This is a genomic window from Streptomyces hilarionis (assembly GCF_024539675.1).
Taxonomy (GTDB): domain Bacteria; phylum Actinomycetota; class Actinomycetes; order Streptomycetales; family Streptomycetaceae; genus Streptomyces; species Streptomyces hilarionis.
On the sequence record NZ_JAHHIT010000648.1, the window covers coordinates 1 to 297 of the forward strand.

A 297-nucleotide genomic window follows, 5' to 3' on the forward strand; every position below is an offset into this window, starting at 1 on the left:
CTCACTGACCTGTCATTGGTGAACACGTTGGATTGCGCGCTGTTGAGCGACGTGCGCTTGTGTTCAATCAAAACATCGTAACCATTGACCCGTGATGCTTGATAAAACGACTGGGAATCGCGATGAACGATTGGACCTTCGTAGGCCCTGCCAATGTCCGGCTGGATAGCTGGACCGTACTTTTGAAACAGCTCGAAGGATGGCTCATTACTGCGCTTATGATCGGTCGCCCAGTCTTCGGCATTCCGTGGCGAAGCGTTCACATGCTCTGCTACGTTCTCACCAGGTCGCTTGGCT

1 protein-coding gene is annotated in these 297 nt (G+C 52.9%); it reads right to left on the reverse strand.

Annotated elements, in window-relative coordinates; genetic code table 11:
- Nucleotides 1-263, reverse strand: a 263-nt coding sequence (locus tag KMS84_RS44420) for a hypothetical protein (protein ID WP_256921543.1), incomplete at its 3' end; no start/stop codon positions are given.
- Nucleotides 264-297: the final 34 nt, after the last annotated feature.